This is a genomic window from Cellulomonas sp. GbtcB1, from assembly GCF_019091725.1.
Classification (GTDB): Bacteria; Actinomycetota; Actinomycetes; order Actinomycetales; family Cellulomonadaceae; genus Cellulomonas.
The window spans coordinates 19,906-41,353 of sequence record NZ_JAGXJG010000010.1 but is presented as its reverse complement, the minus strand read 5'-3'; the positions used below and the strand labels follow the sequence as shown (position 1 = coordinate 41,353).

Annotated in this window: 20 protein-coding genes; 9 read left to right on the top strand and 11 right to left on the bottom strand. The window is 75.0% G+C overall.

Annotated features, from left to right (window positions below; genetic code table 11):
• Nucleotides 1-8: 8 nt before the first annotated feature.
• Entirely contained in the window at nucleotides 9-2,321 is a 2,313-nt protein-coding gene (locus tag KVT14_RS05630) for a helix-turn-helix domain-containing protein (protein ID WP_217614778.1), read from the bottom strand.
• Nucleotides 2,322-2,481: 160 nt separating this feature from the next.
• On the opposite strand from KVT14_RS05630, the gene KVT14_RS05625 reads away from it, so the two are divergent.
• The 4 genes from KVT14_RS05625 (at nucleotide 2,482) to KVT14_RS05610 (ending at nucleotide 5,935) form a co-directional block, all read left to right on the top strand.
• Entirely contained in the window at nucleotides 2,482-3,303 is an 822-nt protein-coding gene (locus tag KVT14_RS05625; protein ID WP_217614777.1) for an alpha/beta fold hydrolase, read from the top strand.
• Nucleotides 3,304-3,402: 99 nt separating this feature from the next.
• On the top strand, nucleotides 3,403-4,260 hold the full coding sequence (locus KVT14_RS05620; protein WP_217614776.1) for a hypothetical protein: 858 nt from the start codon (nucleotides 3,403-3,405) through the stop codon (nucleotides 4,258-4,260).
• Between the two features lie 47 nt (nucleotides 4,261-4,307).
• Complete coding sequence (locus tag KVT14_RS05615; RefSeq protein ID WP_217614775.1) at nucleotides 4,308-5,144, top strand: PhzF family phenazine biosynthesis protein; 837 nt, start codon at nucleotides 4,308-4,310, stop codon at nucleotides 5,142-5,144.
• 65 nt (nucleotides 5,145-5,209) lie between these two features.
• Nucleotides 5,210-5,935: a hypothetical protein gene (locus tag KVT14_RS05610; protein ID WP_217614774.1), complete on the top strand. Its 726-nt coding sequence runs from the start codon at nucleotides 5,210-5,212 to the stop codon at nucleotides 5,933-5,935.
• 10 nt (nucleotides 5,936-5,945) lie between these two features.
• Here the strand turns inward: KVT14_RS05610 and KVT14_RS05605 are convergent, their stop codons facing one another.
• The 6 genes from KVT14_RS05605 to KVT14_RS05580 all read right to left on the bottom strand — a co-directional run bounded on the left by KVT14_RS05605 (nucleotide 5,946) and on the right by KVT14_RS05580 (nucleotide 12,470).
• Complete coding sequence (locus KVT14_RS05605; RefSeq protein ID WP_217614773.1) at nucleotides 5,946-6,971, bottom strand: class I mannose-6-phosphate isomerase; 1,026 nt, start codon at nucleotides 6,969-6,971, stop codon at nucleotides 5,946-5,948.
• 5 nt (nucleotides 6,972-6,976) lie between these two features.
• Nucleotides 6,977-8,176 (bottom strand): ADP-dependent glucokinase/phosphofructokinase, encoded by a 1,200-nt coding sequence (locus KVT14_RS05600; RefSeq protein ID WP_217614772.1) that lies wholly within the window; start codon nucleotides 8,174-8,176, stop codon nucleotides 6,977-6,979.
• A 125-nt stretch (nucleotides 8,177-8,301) separates the two neighbouring features.
• Nucleotides 8,302-9,168, bottom strand: coding sequence for a ketose-bisphosphate aldolase (locus KVT14_RS05595; RefSeq protein ID WP_147795023.1), 867 nt, complete (start codon nucleotides 9,166-9,168; stop codon nucleotides 8,302-8,304).
• Nucleotides 9,169-9,226: 58 nt separating this feature from the next.
• A complete protein-coding gene (locus KVT14_RS05590) occupies nucleotides 9,227-10,111 on the bottom strand; it encodes a carbohydrate ABC transporter permease (RefSeq protein WP_217614771.1) in 885 nt (294 codons plus the stop codon).
• A gap of 1 nt (nucleotide 10,112) precedes the next feature.
• A complete protein-coding gene (locus KVT14_RS23400; protein ID WP_308160906.1) occupies nucleotides 10,113-11,096 on the bottom strand; it encodes a sugar ABC transporter permease in 984 nt (327 codons plus the stop codon).
• Nucleotides 11,097-11,174: 78 nt separating this feature from the next.
• Nucleotides 11,175-12,470, bottom strand: coding sequence for a sugar ABC transporter substrate-binding protein (locus KVT14_RS05580; protein ID WP_217614770.1), 1,296 nt, complete (start codon nucleotides 12,468-12,470; stop codon nucleotides 11,175-11,177).
• A gap of 272 nt (nucleotides 12,471-12,742) precedes the next feature.
• On the opposite strand from KVT14_RS05580, the gene KVT14_RS05575 reads away from it, so the two are divergent.
• The 3 genes from KVT14_RS05575 (at nucleotide 12,743) to KVT14_RS05565 (ending at nucleotide 16,668) form a co-directional block, all read left to right on the top strand.
• On the top strand, nucleotides 12,743-13,555 hold the full coding sequence (locus KVT14_RS05575; RefSeq protein WP_217614769.1) for a DeoR/GlpR family DNA-binding transcription regulator: 813 nt from the start codon (nucleotides 12,743-12,745) through the stop codon (nucleotides 13,553-13,555).
• Between the two features lie 2 nt (nucleotides 13,556-13,557).
• Nucleotides 13,558-14,052, top strand: coding sequence for an NUDIX domain-containing protein (locus tag KVT14_RS05570; RefSeq protein ID WP_308160905.1), 495 nt, complete (start codon nucleotides 13,558-13,560; stop codon nucleotides 14,050-14,052).
• Between the two features lie 2,418 nt (nucleotides 14,053-16,470).
• A complete protein-coding gene (locus KVT14_RS05565) occupies nucleotides 16,471-16,668 on the top strand; it encodes a hypothetical protein (protein WP_217614768.1) in 198 nt (65 codons plus the stop codon).
• Between the two features lie 160 nt (nucleotides 16,669-16,828).
• Here the strand turns inward: KVT14_RS05565 and KVT14_RS05560 are convergent, their stop codons facing one another.
• Together KVT14_RS05560 and KVT14_RS05555 are read right to left on the bottom strand one after the other, a co-directional pair.
• Nucleotides 16,829-17,416 carry a sugar O-acetyltransferase gene (locus tag KVT14_RS05560; RefSeq protein WP_217614767.1) on the bottom strand — a complete coding sequence of 196 codons (588 nt, stop codon included), beginning with the start codon at nucleotides 17,414-17,416 and terminating at the stop codon, nucleotides 16,829-16,831.
• Between the two features lie 106 nt (nucleotides 17,417-17,522).
• A complete protein-coding gene (locus tag KVT14_RS05555) occupies nucleotides 17,523-19,007 on the bottom strand; it encodes an amidase (RefSeq protein ID WP_217614766.1) in 1,485 nt (494 codons plus the stop codon).
• A gap of 123 nt (nucleotides 19,008-19,130) precedes the next feature.
• Between KVT14_RS05555 and KVT14_RS05550 the strand changes: the two genes are divergently transcribed.
• Nucleotides 19,131-19,553: a GNAT family N-acetyltransferase gene (locus tag KVT14_RS05550; protein ID WP_217614765.1), complete on the top strand. Its 423-nt coding sequence runs from the start codon at nucleotides 19,131-19,133 to the stop codon at nucleotides 19,551-19,553.
• A 31-nt stretch (nucleotides 19,554-19,584) separates the two neighbouring features.
• Here the strand turns inward: KVT14_RS05550 and KVT14_RS05545 are convergent, their stop codons facing one another.
• Together KVT14_RS05545 and KVT14_RS05540 are read right to left on the bottom strand one after the other, a co-directional pair.
• Nucleotides 19,585-19,965 carry a DUF2255 family protein gene (locus KVT14_RS05545; protein ID WP_217614764.1) on the bottom strand — a complete coding sequence of 127 codons (381 nt, stop codon included), beginning with the start codon at nucleotides 19,963-19,965 and terminating at the stop codon, nucleotides 19,585-19,587.
• Nucleotides 19,962-20,372, bottom strand: a complete 411-nt coding sequence (locus KVT14_RS05540; protein ID WP_308160904.1) for a cupin domain-containing protein — start codon at nucleotides 20,370-20,372, stop codon at nucleotides 19,962-19,964. The genes KVT14_RS05545 and KVT14_RS05540 overlap by 4 nt, the downstream gene beginning before the upstream one ends.
• Before the next feature lie 145 nt (nucleotides 20,373-20,517).
• On the opposite strand from KVT14_RS05540, the gene KVT14_RS05535 reads away from it, so the two are divergent.
• Entirely contained in the window at nucleotides 20,518-21,429 is a 912-nt protein-coding gene (locus tag KVT14_RS05535) for a helix-turn-helix transcriptional regulator (protein WP_217614762.1), read from the top strand.
• Nucleotides 21,430-21,448 lie beyond the last annotated feature (19 nt).

Sequence of the window (21,448 nt, the reverse complement as noted above, 5' to 3'; positions counted from 1 at the left end):
CCCGCACCCTAGCCCGCGGCGGTCGGCTGCGGCGCGCGGTCCGGCGCGCCCGGCCCGGTCACGGGCGCCGCCACGGCGGCGGCGCGCACCTCCGCCAGGGCCGCCACCGCGGCCGCGAGCGGCGCGTCGATCCCGAGCTCGCGGCGCGCCGCCACCGCGATCTCGATGTCCACCACCGCGGCGTCGGTGTTGCCGAGCGCCGCGTGCGCGCGGCCGCGGGCCAGGTGCGCGGTCGCCACGATCCGCGGCACCCCGAGCGGCGCGGCGAGGCGCAGCGCCTCGGACGCCACCGCGCGCGCCTCCTCCCACCGCTCGGCCTCGACGAGGATCGAGGCGAGGTAGACGTGCGCGTTGGCCTCCGTGAACGGCGCGACCTGCGCCCGGGGGCGGGTGCGCGGGTCGGCGACGCGGGTGATCGTCGCGCGCACGGTCGCCGCGGCCTCGTCGAGGCGACCCAGCCGCTGCCGGGCCTTCGCGAGCGACAGCATCGCCTGCGGCGCGCCCTCGTGGTCGCCCGCCGCCAGCATGCAGTCCACCGCCGCCGCCGCGTCCCGCTCGGCGTGCGCGAGGTCGCCCGACTGCGACGCGATCCAGGACCGGTAGCTGAGCGCCCAGCCCTCCTGGGTGGTGTCCCCGCACCGCCGGGCCGCGGCCAGCGCGCGGTCCGCGGCCGCGCGCGCCCGCACGAGGTCGCCGCGGCAGATCGACTGCGCCCACGCGCGGTAGCCCTCGTGCACCGCGATCAGCCGGTCGTCGCCCAGCGCGGTCGCCGCGTCGGCCGACAGGTCGAACACCTCGGCCCAGCGGTCCCACGTCGCCCAGAGGTCGGAGAACCAGTGCAGCGCGTCCGCCACCTCCGCGACGCGCGCGTGCGCGCCTGCGGCCGCCGCCCGGCGGAGCGCGGGCAGCCAGCTCGCCGACTCGGCGCGCAGCCAGGCCTGCGCCGCCTCCTGGTCGGGGAGGTCGACGTCCCGCTCCCCGGGCACGGCGGACCCCTCGTGGGCGTGGTCCGGTTCGAACCGGTACCCGGCGCGCACGGTCGTCCGGAGCAGCCAGTCGTCGGCCGCGGCGCGCGCCGCGTCGTGCGCGGCGGCGTCCTCCTGGTGCTCCAGCTCGGACCGGGCGTAGAGCCGCAGCAGGTCGTGCAGCCCGTAGCGGTCGCCGGGCAGGTGCTGCACCAGGCTCAGGTCCACGAGCTCGTCGAGCAGGTCCTCGGTCCGCCAGACGGACTCGCCGACCAGCGCGGCCGCGAGCCCGGCGCCCGTGGTGGGCGCGTCCACGAGGGCGAGCCGCCGGAACAGCCGCTGCGCGCCCGGGCCGAGCTGCTCGTACGACGAGGTGAAGGCCGCGCGCACCCGCAGGTCGCCCGCGGCGAGGGCGTCGAGGCGCCGCTCGTCGGCGGCCATCCGGCGCACCAGCCCGTCGATCGACCAGCCGCCGCGCGCCGCGAGCCGGTTGCCCGCGATCCGCAGCGCGAGCGGGACGTCGTCGCAGAGCCGGGCGAGCCGGGCGAGGTCCTCGGCGGACCCGCGCCCGGGGAGGATCGCGTCCAGCAGGCCGACCGAGTCGCCGGGCGCGAGCCGGCCGAGCACCGCGCGGTGCTGCACGCCGTCGAGCCCCGCGAGCGCGCGCCGGCTGGTGACCAGGACGGCGGACGGCCCGTCCGCCGGGACGAGCGGGCGCACCTGCTCCTCGGACGCCGCGTTGTCGAGGACCAGCAGCACACGCCGGTCGGTGAGCAGGCCGCGGACGTGCGCGCTCGCCGCGTCGGGGTCGGGCGGGACGGTCCCCGACGCGAGCGCCTCCGCGACCCGCCGCACGGCGGCGTCCGGCGTCACGGGCTCGTGGTCGACGCCGCGCAGGTCCAGGAAGAGGCGCTCGGGGAAGTCGTCCCGCAGGTCGCGCGCCACCTGAGCCGCGAGGGTCGTCTTGCCGAAGCCCGGCGGCCCGGTCACGACGGCGACCGGGGCGGGGGCGTCCGGGCCGCCGCCCCGCAGCACCTGGCCCAGCCCGGCCCGCTCCTGCGCGCGACCGGTGAAGTCCGGCACCCGGCGCGGGAGCGGCAGGGCGTGCGGGACGGGTGCCGCGGGGCGCCGGCGACCCTCCCGGGCCAGGCGGAGCAGCGCCGCACGGTCGTCCGGGCGCAGCCGCAGGGCGTCCGCGAGCGCCTCGACCGTCCGGTGCTGCGGACCCCGGCTGACGCCGCGCTCGATGTCGCCGATGCCCCGGTCGCTCACCCCCGAGGCGGCGGCCAGGTCCTCGATCGTCAGGTCAGCGTCCTGCCGGTGCCGGCGCAGGAGCGCTCCCAGGTCGTCGTCCACCCTCGCCCGCCTCTGCCCCCGGCCGGCGAGCTCCCCCGAGTTCTGCCGGACTTCTTCCTGGTCCGCGCGCGGCGCTGCGCGGTCCAATCGTGACCGGGGACGGACGCCCCGGGCAAGTGCCCCGCGGCAGGTCGGTCCGGACCCCGACCGAGGAGGAACCATGCCCTACGTCAGCACGCCCGACGGCGCCGAGATCTTCTACCAGGACTACGGCCAGGGGAAGCCCGTCCTGCTGAGCCACGGCTGGCCGCTGAGCTCCGAGGCCTGGGCCTACGAGCTCAAGGTCCTGCACGACGCCGGCTACCGCGCGATCGCGCACGACCGTCGCGGCCACGGCCGCTCGTCCCGCACCAGCGGCGGCAACGACATGGACACGTACGCCCGCGACCTCGCGTCCCTCGTCGAGCAGCTCGACCTGACGGACCTGACCGTCGTCGGCCACTCCACCGGCGGCGGCGAGGTCGTCCGGTACGCCGCGCAGCACGGCAAGGGCCGCGTCACCAAGGTCGTCACCGCCGGCGCCGTCCCGCCGGTGATGCTGAAGTCCGAGAGCAACCCCGAGGGCACCCCGATCGAGGCGTTCGACGGCATCCGCGAGGGCGTCCTGCGCGACCGCTCGCAGTTCTACCAGGACCTCTCCGAGGCGTTCTACGGCGCCAACCGGGAGGGCTCGACGATCAGCCAGGGCCTGCGCGACGACTTCTGGCGGCAGAGCATGCTCGCCGAGCTCCAGGCCGCCTACGACTGCGTGCAGGTCTTCTCCGAGACCGACTTCACCGAGGACCTCAAGGCGCTGGACGTCCCGATCCTCATCGCGCACGGCGACGACGACCAGATCGTCCCGATCGCCGCGGCGGCGTACAAGTCGATCGACCTGGTCAAGCTCGGCACGCTCAAGGTCTACCCGGGCGCCCCGCACGGCATCTCGGGCGCGTACCAGGAGGCCCTGATCAAGGACATCCTGGCGTTCATCGCCGACTGACCCGCCGGCCCCGCGGGCGTCGCCCGGTCTGTGCACCCGCTGTGCGCCGATCGGGCGACGCCCGTCAAGGCGCTGCCACGGCCCGCCGATGGGTGAGGCATGACGACCCGCCCGGTCCGCGCGCTCGCCGTCGCCCTGCTCGCGGTCGCGACCCTGTCCGGCTGCTTCCGGTTCGACATGCAGGTGGAGGTCGGCGAGGACGACACCGTCTCCGGCTCGTACGTCGTCGCGGTCGACCGGTCGGTGCTCGAGATGACCGGCCAGGACGTCGACGAGCTGCTCGGCACCGGGGCGGACGGCCCGAGCGGCCTGCTCGGCGAGGACGGCGGGGTCCAGGTCCGCGAGGAGCCCTACGAGGACGAGGACGCCGTCGGGCGCCGGTACGTGTTCGACGCCGTGCCGTTCGCGGTCTTCAACGGCGAGGGCATGACGCTCGCGCACGCCGACGGTCGCTACACGCTCGACGGCACGCTGCCCGCGTCGACCGGCGACACCGACCTGGGGATGTCCGTGCAGGCCGACATCCGGATCGCCTTCACGTTCCCCGGCGACGTCGAGGAGACCAACGGCCAGGTCGACCCGGACGACCCCCGCACCGTCTCGTGGACCGGCGACGGCACCCAGGACCTCGTGCTGCAGGCCGTCGCGTCGGAGGCCGGCGCCCCGTGGCTCGGGCTCGCGGTCGCGGGTGGGGCCGGGCTGCTGCTGCTCGGCGGCGGCGTGGCGCTCGTGGTGGCGCTGGTGCGCCGCCGGCGGCGGGGGTCCGCCGCGGCGCTCGGGGGCTGGTACCCGCCGGGCGGTGCGGGCGGGCCCGCGGCACCCCTCGCCCCGGCCGCGTGGCCGACCGACGGGGCACCCCGCACGCCGCTCGCGTGGACCCCGGACCCGGCACCGGGCGTCCCCCCGGGCGCGGTCCCGCGCCAGCCGCCGACGGGGCTCCCGCCGTACGGGGGCTGAGGCGCCCCGCGGGAGTCCCCCGGACCGCCGCGCTCTACGGTGGACCCGTGCGCCCGTTCACCCAGGTCGACGTCTTCACCGCCGAGCCGTACCGCGGCAACCCCGTCGCGGTCGTGCACGACGCCGACGGCCTCACCGACGCCCAGATGGCCGCGTTCGCCCGGTGGACGAACCTCTCGGAGACGACGTTCCTGCTCCGCCCCACCGACCCGGCCGCGGCGGACTACCGGCTGCGCATCTTCACACCCGGCGGCGAGCTGCCGTTCGCGGGACACCCGACGCTCGGGTCCTGCCACGCGTGGCTGGCCGCGGGCGGGCGGCCGGCGCGTGGCGGCACGATCGTCCAGGAGTGCGGCGTCGGGCCGGTGGTCCTGCGCCGCGGCGCGGGCGGTCTGCAGTTCGCCGCGCCGGAGCCGCGGGAGGACGCGCCCGTCGACGCGGCGACCCTGGACCGCGTGCTCGCCGCCCTGGCCCTGCCCGCGGACGCCGTGGTCGACCACCGCCTGCTGGACAACGGCCCGCGGTGGCACGTGCTGCTCCTCGACTCCGCGGACCGCGTCCTGGGCCTGCGCCCGGACTGGGCCGCGATCGAGGGCGTCGACGTCGGCGTGGTCGGGCCGCACGCCGAGGGCGGCGAGACGGCGTTCGAGGTGCGCGGCTTCGCCCCGGGCATGGGGCTCACCGAGGACCCGGTCACCGGGAGCCTGAACGCCTCGATCGGGCAGTGGCTGATCCGCACCGGCCGCGCCCCGGAGCGGTACGTCGCGGCGCAGGGCACCGCGCTCGGCCGCGCGGGCCGGGTCCACGTCGAGCGCGACGCGGACGGCACGGTGTGGGTCGGCGGCGACACCGTGACGTGCATCGAGGGCACCGTCCGCGACTGACCGCGGGGCCCCGCGGGCCGGCGCCCGGCGCGCGGGCCTGCGGCATCGCTGCTTGGCTGGACGGCATGCGGACCACCACGCGGACCCTGACCGTCGCCGCGTGCGCCCTCGCCCTCGCGGGCTGCACGTCGGCTGACCCGACCACGCAGGACCCGAGCACCACGGCGGCCGAGCCGGCGCCGACGCCGTCCGGCTCGGCCCCGACCGGCGACCCGACCGCGACCGCGCCGGTCGCCACCGACGTCCCGCCGGAGGTCATGCTGCCGGAGACGTCCTGGCAGGGCACCGGCCCCGAGGGCCCGCGCGAGGAGTCGGCCGGCGTCGTCGACTGGCGGCTGCCGGAGTCCTGCGACGCGGGCACGCCGACGGAGGCGATCGCGATGCGCACGGTCGCGCAGGGCTCGGGCGAGGCGGAGTCGCCGGTCGGGGTGCACCAGGTGGTGCTCCTCCCGGACGCGGACGCCGCGGTGGCCGAGGCCGACCGGCTGACCGCCGCGCTCGCCGCCTGCACCCGGTACGCCTCCGACAGCGCGACCACGTACGTGGTCGAGCAGGTCGAGGTCGGCGCGCAGGGCCTGGGCCTCGCGACCGACTACTACGGCGCGTCCGCGGAGGGCTCGATCGACGACGCGGTGGGCAGCTACCTGGCGCTCACCCGGCGCGGCCCGGCGATCACGCTCGTCGGGTTCGAGGGCGGCGAGGGCACCATCGCGACGGAGCGCGCGACCGCGACCGGGCTGGCGCAGGAGGCGTGGGGTCTGCTCTGCGCCTACGACGAGGCCGGGTGCTGATCCCGCGCCGCTAGCCGCCCGCCGGCGGCCGGCACCGCAGCACCTCGAGCGTCTCCCCCGCCGCCGGCTCCAGCCGCAGCGGACCGGCCGACCACGGGACGAGCACCGTCGACCCGCGCCGCACCTCCGTGCGGACGCCGCCTGGCTGCACCAGCGCGCCCGCGCCGCCGACGACGACCGCCACCGCGAACCCCGCGTCCCACTCGCCCGAGCCGCGCCACCGCTCGACCCGGAAGAACGGCGCGGCGGCGGGCAGCAGGTCGCCGGTGTCGGCGACCCGCGCCCCGCGCAGCGCGGCGATCTCCGCGGTCGACCAACCCCGGCGGTCGACCGCCGTGAGGGCTGCGTCGAACCCGAGCCCCAGATGCCCCGCGGCGGCCCCGTCGATCGCGAAGCCCGCCCACTCGACGAGGACCGACAGGTCGGTCGGCTCCTGGAGCTCGACGACGAACGCCCCGGCGCCGATCGCGTGCGGCAGCCCGGCCGGGACCAGGACCGCGTCGCCCGGCTCCAGGTCCAGCACGTGCATCGCGGCGAGGACCGCCCCGCTGTCCTGCTCGTCCACCCACCGGCGCAGCTCGTCCGCGCCGACGTCACGGCGGAACCCGAGGTGCACCGGCGCGGCGGTCAGCGCCACCCACGCCTCCGTCTTGCCGTGCGCGAGGCCCAGGTGCCGCGCGGCGAACGGCACGTCGGGGTGCGCGTGCACCGGGAGCCGCTCGCCCGCGTCGAGGAGCTTGACCAGCAGGCCGACGTCGGCACCGTGCGCGGACGCGCGCTCCGGGCCGAGCCAGGCGACGGGGTCGGCCGCGACCGCGTCGGCGAGCGTCCCGCCGCCGGGCAGCACGGTCAGGCCGAGCGCGTCCTCGCGGAACAGCGTCGTCGCCGAGCCGACCCAGTCCTCGGGCACGTGGTCGCCGTCCGCGGGCGCGCCGTCCGGGCCTCGGAACTCCGCGATCCGCGCGCCGCCCGCGTAGAACCGGTCCTCCGGCTGGTTCGCCGCCAGCACGACGGGCCCGGCCGGCGTGCCGCCCACCGCCGTCACCGGTCCGCCAGCGCCGCGAGGAACCCGCCGACGAAGGTGTCGCCCAGCCCGATCGTCGTCGGCCGCGGCACGTCCAGCGCGTACGCGGGCTCGCACGCCACCGCGCCGGCCGCCGCGCCCGCGACCGCCTCGACCTCCGCCGCGAACCGGGCGCCCAGCGGACCCGGCTCGCGCGCGCCCGTCGCGGCGTAGTCGTCGACCGTGAAGTCGTCGCCGTGCAGGTAGCGGGTGCTCGCCATCGTGATGCCGCCGTGCAGCGCCTGGCGCAGGTCCCCGGCGCCCGGCCCGGCCGCCAAGGCCCAGTACTTGGTGTGCACGACGAGGGTGCGCGCGGGCACCGCGGCACGGAGGTCGACGAGCGCCTTCGCGACGTCCGCCGCGTCCAGCAGGTCGACGGCGCGGCCGATCCAGGCCTGCAGCTCGTCCTCGTTCATCGCCCAGGCGTCGACCCGGCCGGCGAGGGCGTCCCGCACGTCGGCCCGGAGCGCAGGCACGTGGTACCCGGCGTCCTCGAAGTAGGCGAACGACCCCGGCGCCCGGCCGTCCAGCGCCGCGGCGACGGTCGCGAGCCGGTCCGCGAGCAGCGCGCGGTCCTGGATCACGTTGAACCCCGACACCAGCGTGACGTCGGCGGCGGCCACCGCGTCGCCCAGCCCGGGGTGCAGCACGAGCTCCAGGTTCGGCGGGTCGTTGACGTAGATCAGCCGGTTCGGGTGCGCAGCGACCACGTCCTCGCCCGCCACCCGCACGGGCGACGACGCGGGGTACTGCACGATCAGATGCGGGTCGGTGGTGTCCCGGTCCGCCGAGCACAGGTACGTCGTGGAGGCCGGCAGCAGGCGGCGCACGTCGTCGTCGATGCTGACGAGGTGCACCAGGGCCGGCAGGTCGCGCACCCGGTCCATCGCGATGGCGGCGCGCACGCAGGTGCCGCCCAGGGTCACGCGGCGCTCGAACCGGCGGGCGAACGCCTCGACGATCTCCGAGGACGCCACGAACCGCTCGCCCCCGACGCCGTCCCGGACGAACCCGAGCAGCGACCGCAGCAGGTCCCGCTCGCTGAGGATCGGCACCCCGGCGTCGAGCTCGTCGGCCCGCAGGCCCCACTCGGCCGCCAGCCGGGTCAGCGTCGCGGGGTCCCAGTCGATCTCGTAGTCGACGGTCCCCCCGAGCCCGAGGACGTAGCGCGTGCCCATCTGCCGCTCCTTCGCGGTCCGTGCGGTCGTGCGGTGCCGGCCGGCGCCGACGGTGGTGGTGGTGGTGCAGCCCGGTCCGGGCCGGGGTGGACCGACCCGGACCGGGGCGTCCGTGGTGCCCGACCTCAGTACAGGTCGGCCTTGCCCGCGGCGTCGAACAGCTCGATCTTCTGCGCCGCGACGGCGTTCATGGCCTCGATGGCCGGCGGCTGGATCGTGTTCGGCTCGCGGAGCGTGAGGTCGGCCAGGACCTCGCGCATGCGGTCGTGGTAGGCGACCTTGATGTCGCTGGAGATGTTGATCTTGTTCACGCCGAGCTTCACCGCGCGGCCGATCTCGTCGTCCGGGTTGCCCGACCCGCCGTGCAGCACGAGCGGGATGGGCAGCCGGGACTTGATCTCGGTCAGCAGGTCCAGCTTGAGCTCCGGGGTGAGGCCCTTCGGGTACAGGCCGTGCGCCGTGCCGATCGCGACCGCGAGGCTGTCGACGCCGGTGCGCCGCACGAAGTCGACGGCCTGGTCCGGGTCGGTGTAGATGATGTCCGACACCGCGACACCGGCCTCGGCCTGCTCGTCGAGCTTGCCGATCGTGCCGAGCTCGCCCTCGACCGAGACGCCCACGGCGTGCGCGGCCTCGACGACCTTGGCGGTCAGCGCGACGTTCTCCTCGTACGGGAGCATCGAGCCGTCGATCATCACCGAGGTGAACCCGATCTGGAACGCCCGGAGCATCTGCTCGTAGGTGCCGCCGTGGTCCCAGTGGATCGTCACCGGCACGGTGGCCTTGTGCGCCCGCTGGATCAGCGCGGGCAGGACGTCGTGGCCGATGTGGCTGACCTCGTCGGGGTGGATCGCCACGATCAGCGGCGCGCGCCGCTGCTCCGAGACGTCGACGATGCCGTTGAACATCGCGTAGTCGCTGATGTTGAACGCCGGCACCGCGAAGCTGTGCTCGTTCGCGACGGCCAGCAGGTCCGCGCCGTTCATCAACATGGGGTGACTCCTCTTTCGTGTCGGGTCGTGCGTCGTTGCCGTGCCGTGGCCGAGGTCGTCAGACCTTGACCGCCCCTGCGGTCATCCCACCGATGAAGTACCGCTGGAAGAACAGGAAGAGAACGAGGACAGGAATGCACCCGAGAATGCTCATCGCCATCATCTCGTTCCAGTTGTACGAGTGCTGGCCCATGAGGAGCTGGATGCCGATCGGGACGGTCCGCATGTCCTCGGTGCGGGTGAGCGTCAGCGCGAACAGGAACTCGTTCCACGCGATCATGAAGGTGTAGATCCCGACGGAGACCAGGCCGGGCACCGAGATGGGGACGAGGATGCGCCACAGGGCGGTGAGCGGCCCGGCGCCGTCGACCTTGACGGCCTCGTCGAGCTCCCGCGGCAGGGTGTTGAAGTAGCCGGTCATCATGATGATCGCGTAGGGCAGCGTGAACACCATGTACGTGAGGATCAGGCCCGGGTAGGTGTTGTAGAGCCGCAGCGCCACCACCAGGCCGAAGTACGGGATGAGCAGCGTGATGGGCGGAACCGCCTGGACGCTGACGATCACCACGTTGATGACCTTCTTGCCGCGGAACTCGTAGCGGCTGAACGCGTAGGCCGCGAGGACCGCGACGAGCAGGGTCAGCAGCGTCACGGCGCCGGCCACGAGGTAGGAGTTCCCGAAGAACCGGAGCTTCACCGGGTCCGTGAGGATCGACGTGTAGGCGTCGAAGGAGAAGCCCTCGGTGATCAACCGCGGCGGCGACGCGAAGATCTCCGGGTTCGCCTTGAACGAGCTCGACAGCATCCACAGCACCGGCAGGCCGGCGAACAGCGCGCCGAGCGTCAGCGCGATCAGCACGAGCGCCTTCTGCCCGGTCTTGGCGGGCGGGCGGCGCAGCTCGCGGGAACCGGCGCGCACGGGGGTCGGGGTCAGGGTCGCCATGTCAGTCACGCGCCTTCTGGTGCCGGACGTAGAAGAATGCGAGGACCATCGACAGCAGCAGCACGACCACCGCGGACGCGGACGCCACCGAGAACTCGTAGCGGCTGAACGCGAGCTTGTAGGTGAAGGTGCTGAGCATCTCGGTCGCGTTGATCGGCCCGCCGCCGGTGGTCATCCAGATCAGCGCGAACTGCTGCGTGGTCCAGATGAAGTCCAGCAGCGCCATCGAGATGATGATCGGGCGCAGCTGCGGGAGGGTGACGTTCCGGAACTGCTGGAACGGAGTGGCCCCGTCCACCCGGGCGGCCTCGTACAGGTCCTTGGGGATGCCCTGCAGGCCGGCCAGCAGGCTGATCATGAAGAACGGGTAGCCGGACCAGATGTTGATGAACGTCACCGCGGCGAGCGCGGTGCTCGGGTCGGACAGCCACTCGGTCTGGCCGCCGGTGATCCCGAGGCTGCCGAGCAGGTAGTTCACGGCGCCGTTCGGATTGAGCAGCAGCCGCCACAGGACCGCGATGATCGCCACCGTGAACAGCCACGGCAGGACGTAGATCACGCGGAAGAAGGCCTTGGTGCGGTGGCTCAGCAGCGGGGTGTTGAGCAGCATCGCGAAGCCGAGGCCGATCGCGAAGTGGGCCACCACGCTGGAGACGGTGAACACGAGCGTGTTGCGGACCGCGGTGTAGAACACCGGGTCGGTGAGCACCTCGGCGTAGTTCGCGAACCCGACGAACGCCGAGTTCTTGGTGGTGATCACGCCGTCCAGCAGCGAGTACCAGATCACCATGACGATCGGCGTGAGCATGAGGATCGCCATGAGGACGCCGGTCGGCGTCAGGAACCCGTAGGGCGTGAGCCGGCGCTTCAGCCGCTCCCAGCCGGAGCGGGCGGGCGGCTGCTCGGCCGGGGCCGCGCGGTCCGGGCCCGGCGAGCCGCCGGCGGTGGGAGCGACCACGGGTCGCTCGACGTGCGAGGTGAACACTCTCGGTCCTCCTTGACCGGGGGACCACGCCGGGCGGGTTCAGGGATCCCCGCCCGGCGCGGTCGCTGGAGGGGTCGGTCAGAACTCGCTCTCCCACTGCTCCTGCGCAGCGGTGAGGGCGTCGTCGACGCTCTGGTCGCCGTTGAGGCTCTTCTGCAGCTGCTCGCCGAGCTGCCGCATGAGCTCCTCGGCGACGGGCAGGCCCGTGAACTCGTTCGCCGGGTAGCCGTCCTGGTAGATCTCGAACGCCGTCGCGAACAGCTCGTTGTCCTCGACGAAGTCCGGCACGGACTCCGTGTTGCCCGGGAACGCGTTCGCGATCGACGACAGCTCGGCGTTGGTCTCCTCGCTCATGAGGAACTCGACGAGCTTCATCGCCTCGGCCTTGTGCTCCGAGTTCTCCGCGACGCCGATGCCCCACGAGGCGTAGGGGATGCCGCGCTCGCCCGTGTACCCGTCCTCGGCCGGGATGGCGGAGATCGAGAACTGCAGGTCGGGGTTGGCCTCCTGGATCGTGGTCACGTGGGCCAGGGAGTCGATCATCATGCCGACCCGGCCGTTGGTGAACTCCTCGACCTTGTCCTGCTCCTTCATCGTGAAGGAGCCCGGCGCGACGACCCCCGCGTCCCAGAGGTCGGCGACGAACTGCACGCCGCTCTCCACATCCGGGTTGTCGGTGAGCGCCGGCTGGCCGTCGTCGAGCATCGAGCCGCCGGACGCCCAGACCCACGACATCACGTCGTTCTGGACGCCGTTGGGCGCCTCGAGCGACAGCGGCAGCACCCAGCCGTACGTGTTGTCGCCCAGAGCGGTGATGCCCTCGGCCGCGTCCTGGAACTCGGTGCGCGTGCTCGGCGGCGCGTCCACGCCGGCCTGGGCGAGCAGGTCGTCGTTCGTGAACATCGGGTACACGAAGTTCACGACCGGGATCATGTAGGTCGAGCCGTCCACCTGGACCTGGCTGACCAGCTGGCCGTCGTCGAACCCGTCGTCCGCCATGAGGGCGGACAGGTCGGCGATCGCGCCCTGCTTGGCGAAGTCGTTGACCCAGGCGCCGTCCAGGCCGACCACGTCCGACATCGTGCCGGCGGCCGCGCCGGCGAGGACCTGCTCCTTGGTCGACGCGTACGGGCCGCTCAGCAGCTCGACGGTGATGCCGGGGTTCTCGTCCTCGAACTTGTCCATCAGCTCGCGGAACGCGCCGTCGGGCAGCTCGGGCTCCCACCACTGGGCGAACTCGAGCGTGACGTCACCGCCGTCCGACCCGCCACCGACCGCGGCGTCGCCGCCGCTGCCGCACGCGGTCAGGACCAGGGCCGAGGCCCCGGCGATGGCCGCGGCACTGAGGTACCGCATCCGAGCTCCGTTGCTCATGACTCTCCCTCCGGGATGCCGCTTTGTGCGGCTGAGTGCGCTTCTCTGCGTGTTTGAGCACGCTAGTGCGGGTCTCTGCGGTCGTCAAGGGATGGTCTCGGCGCGTTACCGCACTGAGACCTGAGGACGCGATGGCCTCGCTCCCACGCGGTGAGCCGCACGATCACGGGCCAGAACGGCCGCGATCAGCACCTGTCGAGTGATGCGTGACCGTGCGGTAGGTATCCGCGACTTCCTGCGAGGGGACGCGATTTTGTGCTAGATGTGTCTGCATGTCGTCCTCCGACACCGCACCGCGCCGCCTCCCGGCAGGGCGCAAGGCCGAGCTCGCCGCGTACGTGACCGAGACGGGCGAGGTCACCGTCGCGCAGCTCGCCGACCGGTTCGACGTCTCCGCCGACACCATCCGCCGCGACCTCGACCAGCTCGACGCCGACGGCGTTCTCGTCCGCACCCACGGCGGCGCCGTCGGTCTCAGCACCGCCCCGCGCCCCAACACGGAGCTCGACGTGCGGATGCGCATGCAGACCCAGGCCAAGGAGCGGATCGGCGCCCGGGCGGCCGCGCTGGTGCGGGACGGGCAGGCGATCATCGTCAACGCCGGCACCACGACGCTCGCCCTCGTCCGGGCGCTCGGCGAACGGCGCGACCTGACCGTCGCCACCAACAGCCTGCGCGGCGCGACCGAGCTCGCCCCGTCCGCGTACCGCGACCTCTACGTGTTCGGCGGCAGCGTGCGGATCACCGACCAGGCCACGCTCGGGCCCGTGCGGCTGCCCGCGTGGACCCACCAGCCGGAGGTCGACATCCGGTGCGACCTCGCGCTCATCGGCGTCGGGGCCGTGTCCGCCGACGTCGGGTACTCGACGAGCAACCTGGTCGAGGCCTCGATGATGGGCGACATGATGGACCGCGCCGACCGGGTCGCGGTGCTCGCCGACTCGTCGAAGTTCAGCCGCCGCCTGTTCGCGCAGATCGCCGAGCTCGGCCGGGCGGACTACCTCGTCACCGACGCCCCGCCGCCCGCCGACCTGCGCACGGCGCTGGACGAGGCCGGCGTCGAGGTCCTGCTCCCGGAGTCCTGAGCGTGGCCGTCGCCGCTGCCGCCCGCACGAGCGCGGGGCTGCTGCTGCACCGGCCGGGCGCCGGGGGCCCCGGCGCGCCCGAGGTCCTGCTCGGGCACATGGGCGGCCCGTTCTGGGCGCGCAAGCCGCACGGCTGGACCGTCCCCAAGGGGGAGCCGCTGGACGGCGAGGACCCGCACGCCACCGCGCTGCGCGAGTTCGCCGAGGAGGTCGGCGTCCCCGCGCCCGACGGGGAGGACGTCGACCTCGGCGAGGTCCGGCAGCGCGCAGGGAAGGTGGTCCGGGTCTGGGCGCGGGCCGCCACCCTCGACCTCGACGCCCCGCGCGGACCGGTGAGCCAGGTGACGGTCGACTGGCCCCCGCGCAGCGGGCGCACGGTGACGTTCCCCGAGCTCGACGAGCTGCGGTGGGTGCCGGTGCCGGAGGCCAGGGAGCTCGTCGTGGCCGCCCAGGCGGAGTTCCTGGACCGGCTGCTGGCGCACCTCTCCGGCCGCTGAGCCGGGCCGGGCGTGCGGGTGCCGAGCCGTCCACAGGTGCCGTCGTCGTGCGTCGTCCCCAGGGAGGGGGTCGGTCGCCGGGGTCGTGTCGGTGGCCGTCGGTAGTGTCGTTCCATGGCATCTGACCTGCAGGAACACCCCGACGGCGACCCGGTCGCCGCCGTCGTGCTGCCGGTCTACGGGCCCGACGGGACGTGCCTGACGGACTTCGGCCCGGACCCCGTCGTGGCGGCCGGTGGGGTGCCGCGCACGGGTGAGCAGCGGCAGGTCGAGGCGATCGCGGCGTGCCCGCCGGGGCCCGAGCTGGACGCCTGGCTGCGAGGGCTGGACCTGCAGGTGCTGTCCTCGAAGATCCTGGTCGAGGTGATCGCCGCGCAGGACCGGGTCGAGAGTCATCAGCACGCCCGCAAGCTGGCCATGGTCGCCGAGCTCGCCTCCCGGGACGAGATGAGCCCGCAGTGGTCCCCGCTGGCCGGTGCGCCCCCGACGCAGGCCTGCGTGGCCGGCGACGAGCTCCAGATGCGCCTCGGGTGGCCGCGGGTCACCGCGACCAAGACCGTGCACCGGGCCCTCGTGCTCGACGGGATGCTCGGCGCGACCCGGCAGGCGTTGGAGGTCGGGCACCTCGACCCCGCCAAGGCCCAGGTGCTGACGGCCGAGCTGGCGGACCTGTCGTTCCAGGTCGCCCACGCCGTGGAGGACGCCGTGCTGCCGGACGCCGACCAGTGCTCGGTCGCCGAGCTCCGGCAGCGGGTGGCGCGGGAGATCCGGCTGGTCGACCCCGAGGGCGCCGCCGCCCGCCGCGAACGCGCCCGCTGCACGAGGAAGGTGTCCCACCCCCGGCCCCAGCCGGACGGGATGGCCTCCATGTGGCTGGTGCTCGACGCGGCGGACGCGCTCCGGGTCGACGGGGTCCTGACCCACGCTGCGAAGACCGCCAAGGCGCTGGGTGACGACCGGACCCTGGACCAGCTGCGCGCGGATGGTCTGCGCGACCTGGTGGTCGGGGACGTCCCCGTGTCGGATGGTCCGGCGTTCGAGGTCCGTCTGTCCCCAGGTCTGCCGGTGCCGCCGGAGCCGAGACGATCGTGGAACGGGGCGACCATGACCGACCGGGACGGTGCGCTGCTCACCCGCCCGGTGGAGCCGATCCCGATCGCGAGGCTCATCCCGCTCGGCGACTCAGGTGCACACTCGGTGCCCGGCTCACATGACCCCCGCGTGCTGGCCGGGCCGCCCGCCACCTCGACCGAGACTGCGACGGAGACGAAGACCGCGCCCGCGACGGCGACGGCGACGGCGACGGCGACCAAGACCGGTACCGGAGCCGCGGTGCCTGGCGCTCCGACCAGAGCCGCGGTGCCTGGCGCTCCGACCAGAGCCGCGGTGCCCGGCGCTCCGACCGACGCCGTCGCGCCGGGCGCGCCGAGCGAAACCGTCGCGCCGGGCGCGCCGACAGATGCCTCTGCACCCGCCGCTGCGCCGAACACCGTCGCGACCACCCCCGCGGCTGCACCCGCTGCTCCGGACGCCCCGGCGCCGAGGTTCGCATCACCATCCCGGCGTCCACCCTGCTCGGCCTGGACGACCAGCCCGCCCACCTCGACGGCCACGGACCCATCGACGCCGTCCAGGCAAGGGCCCTGGCGATCGGCGGGGTCTGGCAGCGAGTCGTCACCGACCCGCTCACCGACCGGGTCCTGGACGTCGGCCGCGAGCGCTACCGACCACCCGCCGCCCTGGCCGAACTCGTCCGCACCCGCGACGGAACGTGCGCCGCACCCGGCTGCCGGGTCCCCGCCTGCGCATGCGAGATCGACCACACCCAGGAGTTCCACCCCCGACCCGGCGGTGACCCCGACGCGCCCCTCGGCCGCACCGACGCCGACAACCTCGGACCGGTCTGCCACCGGCACCACCGCCTCAAGACCGACGGCGGGTTCCGGCTGCGGCAGATCGAACCCGGGCTCTACGAGTGGATCACCCCCACCGGGCACCGGTACCTCACCCGTCCCGGCACCGGGCAGTGCCACGACGCGACTGCCGACCCCTACGACGCACCACCCCCGTTCTGACCCAGCGAGTCGGTCGCTCCGATGCATCCGTCCCTCTACGAGCGCGCCCCCTCCCCAGTGGCGTGCCGCGCCTCGGGCTGCTGCCCAGGCCGACCCTGCCGCGCCTCGGGCTGCTGCCCCAGGCCGAGCGTGCCGCCGCGCCGCACCCATCCGGGCGTGCCCGCACGCATCCGGGCGTGCCCGCCCCAGGCCAGGCGTGCCCGCCCAAGGTCGAGCGTGTCCGCTTCCTGTCCAGCGCGTCCGCAGCACTGTGTCCGGGCCCCCGGCCGCTCCCCGAGCATGCGCGCGTTCGCCACGGCCCGCGCACAGGGGCGTGTCAGTGGTGGGTCGTACGGTTCGGGACATGAGCAGGCGGGCCATCGACCACGAGCGACTCCGGGAGATCCACGCGCGGTTCTCGGCGACGCCGCCGCCGCGCACGCTCGCGGAGCAGGACGCCTACGACCGGCTCGAGGCCGAGCTCATCGAGGCGATGGGCCTGACCCGGGACGAGTTCGAGCGCATGTCCGCGACGTACGCCCAGCTGCGCCGCGCCAGCTGACGGGGCCGGTCCTGGCTGTCCGCCTCCGCGACGCGGCCACTCCTGCCGTCGCCCTCCGAGACGGCGCCGGGCCTGCCGCCCGCCTCCGCGACCGCGCCGGTCCTCACGTCTGCCTCCTTCACCGGGCCGGCCACCGCACGCCGCCCCGCGTCCGGCCGGGTCAGCGGTCGATGTCCTCCCGGACGACCCGCGCGGGGTTCCCGACCGCGACGACGTTCGCCGGGATGTCCCGCGTGACGACCGACCCCGCGCCGATGACGGAGTTGTCCCCGATCGTGACGCCCGGGCACACGATGACGCCGCCGCCGAGCCAGACGTTGTCCCCGATCGTGATCGGCTTCGAGCCCTCGAGCTTGTCCTTGCGGGGCTGCGGCTCGATCGGGTGGATCGGGGTCAGCAGCTGCACGTTCGGGCCGATCATGCAGTCGTCGCCGATGTGGATCGGCGCGACGTCGAGGGCCGTGAGGTTGAAGTTCACGAAGGTGCGGGCGCCGACGTGGATGTTCGTCCCCAGGTCGACGTGCAGCGGCGGGCGGATGCCCGAGCCCTCGCCCAGGGTGCCGAGCAGGTCGGTGAGGATCGCGCGGGCCGCCGCGTCGTCGAGGAGCGCGACCCGGCCGTAGGCCTCCGCCAGCCGCGCCGACCGGCGGGTGAGGTCCTCGATCTCCTCGTCGGCGACGTACAGGTCGCCCGCGAGCATCCGCTCGAGGTTGGTGCGCGGGTCGTCGGCGAAGTAGTCGGTCGTCATGCGCACGATGCTAGGGAGCACCGTGCGCGGACTCTCCGCACCGGGCGGCGCCGGTGCGCGGGACCGCAACGGTCGGACCGCGCCGGGGTCACCGGGCCGCGCCGCGTCACCAGACGGGCGGCCGCCGCTCCGGCCACCGCAGCCGCTCCTCCAGCTGCGCCGCGAGCGCCAGCAGCACGTGCTCGCCGCCGGGACGCCCGACGAGCTGCACGCCCATCGGCAGCCCCGCGGGGGCGCCGGCGTCGGGCTCGGTCCAGTGCGTCGGCACGGTGATCGCGGGCAGGCCGCACACGTTGAGCATCGACGTGTACGGCGTGTACTCGCACTGCTGGGCGAAGTTCCGCTCCGGGTCCTCCGCGTCGTACCAGCCGAGCGGCCGTGGGGCGAGCGCCATCGCGGGCAGCAGCACGGCGTCGTACTGCTCGACCCGGGCGACCATCGTCCGCTCGAAGGCCGCGAGCGCCCCGACGGCCTCGACCAGCTGCCGCGCGGGGACCGCCCGGCCGCGCTCGATCAGCCACTGCGTCAGCGGCTCCAGCAGCGCCAGCCGCTCGGGGTCGTCGATCGGCACGGCGGCGGCGCCGGCCATCCACAGGGTCCGGAACGCCGGCGCGTACGCGGGGTCGGGCTCCCAGGCGCCGGTGTCCACGACGGCTTGGCCGAGGCCGTCGAGCGCGGTCGACCCGGCGTCGAGGGCGGCCCGCGCCTCGGGACCGAGCACGATGTCGTACGCCCCCTCCCACGCGCTGAACGTGCTGACGCCGATCCGGAAGGCCGCCCGCCCGTCCGGGGTCCGCCCCCGCCGCGCGGCGTCGAGGTAGGAGCCCCGCGGGCCGGCGGCCGTGCGGAGCGTCCGCGGGTGGTCGACGGTGCCGTCCCCGCGCCGCGGCAGCATGCCCTCGAGCAGCAGCGCGGCGTCCGCGGTGGTCCGGGCGATCGGCCCGTGCACCACCAGCCCGCCCAGCGACTCCACGCCACCGCCGGCCGGCAGCAGCCCGCGGGTGGTCTTCAGCCCGACGAGCCCGCAGGCGGCGGCGGGGATGCGGACCGACCCGCCGCCGTCGGACCCCGGCGCGACCGGGAGCAGCCCGGCGGCCACCGCGACGGCCGCTCCGCCGCTCGACCCGCCCGACCCGCGCGAGGGGTCCCAGGGGTTCCGCGCGGGCGGCCCGACGAGGGTCTCGGTGTACGAGGGGAACCCGAGCTCGGGCGCCGCGGTCTTGCCGAGCGACACGATGCCGGCGTCGTCGAGCACCCGGGTGATGTCGCTGCTCACCTCGGGCACGTACCGGAACGGCCCCGCGAACGCCCGCGAGCCGAAGCCCGTCGGCACGCCCGCCCGGTCGGTGAGGTCCTTGTCGGCCGTGGGCAGTCCCCAGAGCGGGGCGTCCGGTCCGGGGCGGGCGTCACGGCGCAGGGCGGCGGCGCGCTCCCGGGCGAGGTCCGGCGTGACCGTCGCGAAGGCGCCGAGCCCGGGGTCGCGGTCCGCGATGCGGGCCAGGTAGTGCTCGGCGAGGTCGGCGGGGTCGAGCTCGCCGGACCTCAGCAGGTCACGGAGGGCCAGGGCGGTCATCTCGTGCAGCGCGGTCACCCGGCCAGCCTAGGCACGCGGCGGCCCGGGCGGACGGGCCTCCCCGGCGAGCACCTACCCGGAAGCGCACGGCGCCACGCGCGGCGCACCCGGGTGCGACCGTCCCGCGGGAGCATGGGCGCCATGCCCGCCGACGTGATGCTCGAGGACCGCCTCCCCACCCCGCACGAGCACCGCCGCCTGGCCGAGGCCGTCGGCTGGGCCCACGCGTTCGACTGGCCGTCCCAGCCCGCGTCGCTCGCCGGCTCGACCCTGGGCGTCGTGGCCGTGGCCGCCGACGGCGAGACCGTCGGCATGGCGCGGGTCGTCGGCGACGGCGTGAAGTACTTCATGGTCCAGGACGTCGTCGTGCTGCCCGGCCGGCAGGGGCAGGGCATCGGGCGGGCGCTGCTCGCACGGGTGCTGGACCTGATCGCCCGGCGCGCGCCGGCGCCGGCGTTCGTGACGCTGTTCGCGACGGCCGAGGGCAGCGCGCTCTACCGGGCGGCGGGGTTCGAGGTCGGCGACATGACGGGCATGGTGCGCGTGGTCGAGCCCCGGCCCTGAGCGCACCGCCGCACCGGCGCCCCGCGCCGTGTCAGGCGCCCTCCGGCACCAGCCGCAGCGTCACGTCCACGACCTGGGGACCCACGACGGACCCGACGATCCGCGGCCCGAACCGGTCGTACTTCGCGTGGTACGCCGCGTCGACGGCGTCGTGCCCGGCCGGGTCGGCAGCCACGAACCGCACGTTCCGGGTCACGCCACCGGCTTCGACGCGGCCGCGCCCGGACGCCTGCGCGCGGCGGAACCAGCCGTTTCCCGGGCCGTACGCCGAGCGGACCACGAGGTCGTCGCCGACCCGGACCACCCAGATGGTCACGGCCGGCCGGAGCGTGCCGTCCGGCCGGGAGGAGGCGAGCCGCAGCTCCTCCGCCCGGCCGATCCGGTCGAGCTCGTCGGCGATCCAGGCGCTCATCGCGCCCCACCCGCGGCGTACTGCGCGTCGTCGACCGGCTCGGCCCACGTCGTCTCCGAACCGTCCCGGGCGTCGGTCGTCTCCCACATCGCCAGGTGCTCCATGAAGGCGTCGGGGCCGGCGCCGTGCCAGTGCTCCTCGCCCGGCGGGCACCAGACGGTCTGGCCCGGCAGCGCCTCGACGACGCGCCCGTCGCGGGTCCCGACGCGGGCGACGCCCTGGGTCACGCGCAGCGACTGCCCCGCGGCGTGGCTGTGCCAGTGCGTGCGGGCGCCGGGGGCGAACCGGACGACGTTGACCCGCAGCCGCGACGGGGCGGGCGGGGCGGCGAGGACGTCGAACCAGACGTCGCCGGTGAACAGGGCGGACGGGCCGGCGGTCGTCGGCTCCTGGGTGCGGATCTCCACGCGGGTCTCCTCGGCGCGCTCGGCGCCGCGCGGACCGCGGCGCACCGTCCCAGCAGACACCCGGGCCGTCGCACCCGGGAGGCCCCGCCGTGACGGGTACTGGCAGGACCTGCCAGCCGCGCCGCGCCGGACGTACCGTCGAGGCATGGACAACCGCGACGAGGTGCGTGACTTCCTGGCGTCCCGCCGGGCGCGGATCACGCCCGCCCAGGCCGGGCTCACCGCCTACGGGTCGAACCGCCGCGTCGCCGGGCTGCGCCGCGAGGAGGTCGCGTTGCTCGCCGGGGTGTCCTCCGACTACTACGTGCGCCTGGAGCGGGGGAACCTGTCGGGCGTCTCCGAGTCGGTGCTGGGCGCGATCGCCCGGGCGCTGCAGCTCGACGAGGCGGAGACCCTGCACCTGCACGACCTCGCCCGCGCCGCCGGCCCCCGCACCACGCGCGCCCGCCGCCGGCCCACGCCGCCCGTGCCGCCGAGCGTCCAGGTGATGCTCGACGCGATGACCGGCGCGCCCGCCGTGGTGCGGAACGACCGGCTCGACATCCTCGCGACCAACGCGCTCGGCCGGGCGCTCTACGCACCGCTGTTCACCGGGCCGTCGCACGTCGAGGGCCGCCCCGCCAACCACGCGCGGTTCGCCTTCCTGGACCCCGCCGCCCACGACTACTGGGTCGACTGGGAGAAGGCCGCGAAGGACACGGTCGGCATCCTGCGCGGCGTCGCCGGTCGCGACCCGCACGACAAGGCGGTGCACGACCTGGTCGGCGAGCTGTCCACCCGCAGCGAGGAGTTCCGCGAGCGCTGGGCCCGGCACGACGTGCACCTGCACCGCGGCGGGCTCAAGCACATCCAGCACCCGGTCGCCGGGCGGCTGGACCTCATGTACGACACGCTGCCGATCGCGCAGGCACCCGGTCTGACGATGCTCGTGTACACCGCCGCTCCCGGGACGGCGTCGGCCGACGCTCTCCAGCTGCTCGCGAGCTGGTCCGCGAACGCCGACCCCGCCGCGGCGACGGAGCCGTCGCCCGCGACCCCCACGACCGCCGTCGGCTGACCGACCGCGGCCGCACCCG

Excerpts from the sequence above, each read along its gene's own strand:
- KVT14_RS05575 (WP_217614769.1), top strand. The coding sequence starts at position 12,743 with ATGTCGTCCTCCGACACCGCACCGCGCCGCCTCCCGGCAGGGCGCAAG.
- KVT14_RS05625 (WP_217614777.1), top strand. The coding sequence starts at position 2,482 with ATGCCCTACGTCAGCACGCCCGACGGCGCCGAGATCTTCTACCAGGAC.
- KVT14_RS05600 (WP_217614772.1), bottom strand. The coding sequence starts at position 8,176 with ATGGGCACGCGCTACGTCCTCGGGCTCGGGGGGACCGTCGACTACGAG.
- KVT14_RS05550 (WP_217614765.1), top strand. The coding sequence starts at position 19,131 with ATGCCCGCCGACGTGATGCTCGAGGACCGCCTCCCCACCCCGCACGAG.
- KVT14_RS05610 (WP_217614774.1), top strand. The coding sequence starts at position 5,210 with ATGCGGACCACCACGCGGACCCTGACCGTCGCCGCGTGCGCCCTCGCC.
- KVT14_RS05590 (WP_217614771.1), bottom strand. The coding sequence starts at position 10,111 with ATGGCGACCCTGACCCCGACCCCCGTGCGCGCCGGTTCCCGCGAGCTG.
- KVT14_RS05535 (WP_217614762.1), top strand. The coding sequence starts at position 20,518 with ATGGACAACCGCGACGAGGTGCGTGACTTCCTGGCGTCCCGCCGGGCG.
- KVT14_RS05595 (WP_147795023.1), bottom strand. The coding sequence starts at position 9,168 with ATGTTGATGAACGGCGCGGACCTGCTGGCCGTCGCGAACGAGCACAGC.
- KVT14_RS05560 (WP_217614767.1), bottom strand. The coding sequence starts at position 17,416 with ATGACGACCGACTACTTCGCCGACGACCCGCGCACCAACCTCGAGCGG.
- KVT14_RS05580 (WP_217614770.1), bottom strand. The coding sequence starts at position 12,470 with ATGAGCAACGGAGCTCGGATGCGGTACCTCAGTGCCGCGGCCATCGCC.
- KVT14_RS05565 (WP_217614768.1), top strand. The coding sequence starts at position 16,471 with ATGAGCAGGCGGGCCATCGACCACGAGCGACTCCGGGAGATCCACGCG.
- KVT14_RS05620 (WP_217614776.1), top strand. The coding sequence starts at position 3,403 with ATGACGACCCGCCCGGTCCGCGCGCTCGCCGTCGCCCTGCTCGCGGTC.
- KVT14_RS05545 (WP_217614764.1), bottom strand. The coding sequence starts at position 19,965 with ATGAGCGCCTGGATCGCCGACGAGCTCGACCGGATCGGCCGGGCGGAG.